The 5,090-nt window shown below is 65.4% G+C and carries 4 protein-coding genes; all 4 read right to left on the reverse strand.

Annotated elements, in window-relative coordinates; translation table 11 throughout:
* A partial coding sequence (locus FVW20_RS07240) for a c-type heme family protein (protein WP_196608904.1) occupies window positions 1-1,669 on the reverse strand: 1,669 nt, incomplete at its 3' end.
* Window positions 1,670-1,932: 263 nt separating this feature from the next.
* Window positions 1,933-2,223 (reverse strand): hypothetical protein, encoded by a 291-nt coding sequence (locus FVW20_RS07245; protein WP_196608905.1) that lies wholly within the window; start codon window positions 2,221-2,223, stop codon window positions 1,933-1,935.
* A 59-nt stretch (window positions 2,224-2,282) separates the two neighbouring features.
* The gene (locus FVW20_RS07250; RefSeq protein ID WP_196608906.1) at window positions 2,283-4,022 is read right to left on the reverse strand and encodes a YeiH family protein; all 1,740 of its coding nucleotides are present in this window, start codon (window positions 4,020-4,022) and stop codon (window positions 2,283-2,285) included.
* Between the two features lie 325 nt (window positions 4,023-4,347).
* On the reverse strand, window positions 4,348-4,806 hold the full coding sequence (locus tag FVW20_RS07255; protein WP_012612496.1) for a Fur family transcriptional regulator: 459 nt from the start codon (window positions 4,804-4,806) through the stop codon (window positions 4,348-4,350).
* Between the last annotated feature and the right edge of the window lie 284 nt (window positions 4,807-5,090).

Here is a 5,090-nt window from a genome sequence, read left to right on the forward strand (position 1 = left end):
CGCCAGCGTGCGCTCCGATGGCGCGAGCGCCGCCGGGGCTGTCGCCCGGCGCGCCGCCGTCACCACCACGCAGGGCGGCCAGCAGATCGCCAGAGGGTACGGCCCCGCCGGAAAGCTCCAGCGACAAGCGCCGGGCGCCCTCGTTGGCGATGATCACCGAACCGGAGCCGTCCACCAGCGCCAGCGGGTCGCGGATGCCCTCGAACACCGATTGCAGCACGTCCATGTGACGCACCAGACGGTCCAGGGCCGAAAGGTTTTCGGCAACGGTGCCAAGTTGCCGCCCCAGCGCCGCCAGCACGTCCAGGTTCTGGCGCGCGGCGTCGTCGGCGTCGTCCCATTCCAGGCACAGCAAACCTTCCGCTGCTCCGGCCTGGGCTTCCACCGGCACGAAGATGCTGGCCCCGCGCAACAGGGCGCACCCGCCGGTCAGCACGTCGGCCAGCGGCGCGGGCAGGTCGGGCCGCCGGTCGCGCTCCGGCCAGGCGTAGAAATTGTGCGAGGCAAAGGTGCACACGTAGGCGATGCGGCGCGCACCGAAACGCCGGGCGATCTGCGGCAGGGCGTAGCGCCACAGCTTGTCGCGGGTGCGCAGGCCGCGCATGTCCTCGAACAGCTTCACGAACAGGTCCACGTCGGCGCGGCGCTCGCCCGCCTCGCGCGAAAGCTCTGCGGTGCGCTCGTCCACCATCTGGCGCAGGTTGTCGGCGTAGCTTTGCAGGCGGGCACGGGCGTCGGCCAGGTGGTGGGCCACCTGCTCTATGCCGTCCACAAGCTCCTCGATCTCGTCGCCCTGTTCCAGCCGCGCAATGAGCGCGGCGGGCCTGACGCCCCCGTTTACGCCGTCGCCCCCGCCTGCTCCATCCGGTCCGTCTCCCCCTTCCGCTCCATCGGGCCCCTCTCCCAAAGTACGGCGGAACACCCCGGTCAGGCGGCGCAGGTTGCGCACCACCAGCACGCGAAACACCACGTTGGCCGAGGAAAAGAAGATCAGCGCGCACACGATGAGAAAGGCGAAATAGGTGGTGATGGACTGACGCAGGTGCGACACCGCGTCGGAAACGGGCACCCCCACGTAGTCCAGCCCGGCAATGCCATCCAGTTCCTGGCCAAACCCCCTGTCTCCGTACATTTCCACCAGTTGCGGCGGGGCGTCCGCCGGGTCGCCGTGGCAGACCATGCAGGGTGCGGAAAAGGCCACCGGACGGGCGATGACGTAATACTGCTTGCCGCCCACCGTGTCGTAGCCGGTCCACAGCGACTGTTCCGGGTTCATGCGGAAGTGGCTGATCAGCCCGCGCTCGTGGGGGGTGGCTTCAAAGTCCGGATTGCGCGCCCCCATGGCCACGCGGCGGTAGATGTGCCCTGTGCCGTCGCTGTCCATGCGGTCCATGACCTGGCGCGAAATGTACGACGAGGACATGGCCTCGATGATGAATTCGCCGGGATGGGTTTCCATCATGCGCGGGCGCAACGCCTCGCGCACGAAGCCCTGGATGGCGTCGATCTGCGAGAAGACCAGGTGGGCCTTGGCGTGCACCTCTTCTTCCAGCACCGTGCGCAGGTGCATGTACAGCACCGTGGCGAACAGTCCGCCCAGGCCGATGACCGCAACGGCCAGACCGGCAAGGAACTTGTGCTGGAGAGTATGCGGTTTTGGAATGTACATGCGCGGGAACGGCCGGTGGTACCGGCCGCATCGTTGGGATGAGAAGATGTGCCAGCCTAGCCGCCGTCATGAACCCCGTCAAGGAACGTCGGGGAACACCGGACGCGCGGGTACGTCAGAGACCCCAGATGCGCCGGATGCGCCAGATGTGCCGGATGCGCAGACTGCACCAGAGACACCAGACACATCGGCGGCGCCAGACGTACCGGCTCAACAGGGCGCGCCCGTAGGGCCATCAGCAGGGCGTGTGCAGCCCCGCAGCCTCAGTCGGCCGTGCCAGTTGCACCAGATGCACCAGACGCGGGCCCGGTGGGGGTGAACCGCCAGGTGGAGCGGGAGTTGATCTCCGCCTGCTGCGACATCTCGACATCGGTGTAGTACAGCTGACCGCTGCGGATGCCGTAGATGTCCTGGACTTCGCCATAGTGCTGCAACGCCGGCAGGTGCGCCACAACGCGCGGCCCGACAACGAAAAACAGCGCCCACAGCACCGCCACGGAAACGCCGAAGGCGGCAAGCCGCCCCATGAAAGTATGCTGCAACGATTGTCGCATGAAGGCTCCCGGAAGGGGGAGCCCGCCCCCGCGGATTGGGGCGGGCTCCGACATGTCCCCTAGATCTTTGCGGTTATCTCGGGGAACACGATGTAGAACATGATGTAGGCCATGGTCAGGGTAAGCACCAGGTTGAAGCTCTGGCCGCACACGTACAGGATGAGCGGCTTGCCGCCCTTGAAGTAGTGGGCCAGTTCGCGGAAGTTGGTGGCGAGACCGATGGCGGTGAAGGCAAGGCAGAAGAACCAGCCGCGCGCGGAGGCGGTAAGGCCCTTCAGCACGCCCTGGTCAAGCAGGACCTTGCCCATGTCCGGACCAAGGCTGCCGCTGATCAGCGAGAAGATGATCGACGCCGCGAGGAAGCCCAGCACGAACTTGGGAAAACGGTGCCAGATTTCGCTCACGCCCACCGAATGGCCCTCGCGGCATTCCACGCGGGTGCACCAGTATACGGCCACGCCGAAGGCGGTGACGCCGATCAGCACGTTCTGGATCATCTTGATGGTGGCGGCCACGTACAGGGCCTTTTCACCCAGGAAGGCGCCAGCCGCGGCCACCGCGCCGGTGGCGTCGATGGTGCCGCCCATCCAGGCGCCGCCGAGAATCTGCGGCATGTCCACGGCCTTGATGAAGGCGGGCATGGCTATCATCATGATGGCGGTGAACACCAGCGACAGGCCTATGGAGAGGGTCAGTTCCTCTTTCTTGGCCCGACACGCGGCGGCGGTGGCGATGGCGGCAGAGGTGCCGCACACGGACATGTCCGCCGAGATGACCACGTTCAGGGTCTTGGATTCCATCTTCAGGATGCGCTGGCCGAAGATGAAGGTGCTGATGAGCACGATGGGGGTGACCACCCAGGCCACGAAGATGCCGGGAATGCCGATGGCGATGATCTTGTCGAACAGCACTTCGGCGCCCAGCAGCACGAGGCCGGTCTTGATGAAGTATTCCACTTCCAGGGCGGGCTTGATCCACTTGGGCGTGCCCACGGTGTTGGCGATGAGCATGCCGATGATGATGGCCCAGGCTTCGGTGCCGATGCCCCAGTACTTCATGGTCGCCTGGCCACCCATCATGGTGGCAAGGCACGCCACCACGAACACGCCGACGAAGCCCAGCAGGAAGCCGGGCACCGACTTGCCCATGAACTTCATGCCGATGGCGAAGAACAGGCCCATGCCCGCCATGAGCAGCGGCAGGCTGGTCAACAGGTTAACGGGCTTGGACTTGGCCTTGTCCGCGGCGGACTTGGCCTTGGCGGCGGCGGCGCGCCATTCGGCGATCTTGGCCGTGGCCCCGTCGTTCAGGCTGGCGTCGGCAAAGGCGGCGTCGGCGGCAGAGGCTTCGGCGGCCACGGCGGCGGCCATGGCGACATCGGCCTTGGCCTTGGCTTCCACGGCCTTCTCCGCATTGGCGGCGGCCTTGGCGTCGGCGGCTTCCTTGCTGACGACAAAGGAATCAAGCGGATTGCTGCTCCACCCGCCCGGCTTCTTCAGGAAGGCGGAAACGGCCTTGCCGGTGGGGCTGTCCATGGCCTTTACCTTGGCCTTGTCGTCCTGGGCCTTGTAGTAGGCGATGGTCTTGAACGGGGCACGCTGCGCCTCGGCGGCCATGACGGAGTTGGCCTTGGCGATCTTCTCGCCGTATTCCGCCGGGGGATTCAGCAGGTAGATGCAGATGCCCGCGATGATGATGATGAAACCGAGCCAGATGGCCCAGTAGTCTTCCTTGGTCCACAGGTCGGACAGGCGCGATTGCCCCTGGTCGACGACGACGTTGCTGTCGTTGGTTGCCATGCTAGGGTGCTCCTCCTTGCGATTTGCCGCCACCGCTGGCAGTGCGATGGTGTGCTTCACCTCATAATCAAGAGGCGTGCCAAACACCTCATGGAGCACATTTTCAATACTTCCGGGATATTGAACCAGAGGCAGAAAGGCGCAGATGGAAACCCGGGTTATCACTGACAACTCCTGTTTCCACCATGCGCTGCCTCCGCGGGTATGCAACGCAAACGGGCCGCCCGAAGGGCGGCCCGTTATCTTGCGGCATATTGCGGGTACAGGCCGGTCAGGCGACCGGCAATGCGTTGGCGAGGGGGGAGGCGGAAGGCAGGTACGCCGCTCAGTCTTCACGCGCGGGGCGGCGCTTTCCGTCCGAGCGGCACTTGCCGCACACCCCGAACAGATACATGCGGTGCGAGGTCAGCACGTAGCCATGGCGGCGCGCCAGGTCTTCCTGCAGCCGTTCTATCTCGTCGTCCAGCACCTCGATGTTCTCTCCGCAGGCTTCGCAGATGAGATGGTCGTGGTGCTTGCTGCCGTACTTCTGCTCGTAACGGGCCACTCCGTCGCCGAAGTGTACTTCCTTGGCCAGGCCGGAATCGCACAACAGCTTCATGGTGCGATACACCGTGGCCTGCCCCACGGAAGGATCCGTGGCCTTCACCCGCTCGTACAGTTCCTCGGTTGTCAGGTGCCCGCCAGCACTCATGAACACCTCTACGATGAGCATGCGCTGCGGGGTAACCTTCAGGCCGTTGCGGGCGATGTACTCGTGAAACACGTCTATGGCTTGCTTCATGGGTCTCCTCGCGATGTGGGGCGTGGTCTGGCTGTTCCTATACCGTGTACCCGGCCAGCGCAACAGGGCCGTTGCGATGGGGAACAACGGAGCCGGAACGACCCGGCCGACGTCGCCTGGCGCAGGACTTTCGCCCGTTGACCATGATGCGCGTCAACGGACGAAAGGACACGTGCGGTTTAAAGGACGCGCTCCACGCGCCAGCCCTTCTCACCCGCCACGCGCTCCAGCGCCGCGCCGCCCAGCACCGCCACCCGGCCCGTGCGGGCCGCCTCGGCCATGAC

It is taken from the genome of Nitratidesulfovibrio oxamicus (assembly GCF_015731765.1).
Taxonomy (GTDB): domain Bacteria; phylum Desulfobacterota; class Desulfovibrionia; order Desulfovibrionales; family Desulfovibrionaceae; genus Cupidesulfovibrio; species Cupidesulfovibrio oxamicus.

Coding starts and splice junctions, on each gene's coding strand:
- FVW20_RS07245 (WP_196608905.1), bottom strand. CDS start 2,223: ATGCGACAATCGTTGCAGCATACTTTCATGGGGCGGCTTGCCGCCTTC.
- FVW20_RS07250 (WP_196608906.1), bottom strand. CDS start 4,022: ATGGCAACCAACGACAGCAACGTCGTCGTCGACCAGGGGCAATCGCGC.
- FVW20_RS07255 (WP_012612496.1), bottom strand. CDS start 4,806: ATGAAGCAAGCCATAGACGTGTTTCACGAGTACATCGCCCGCAACGGC.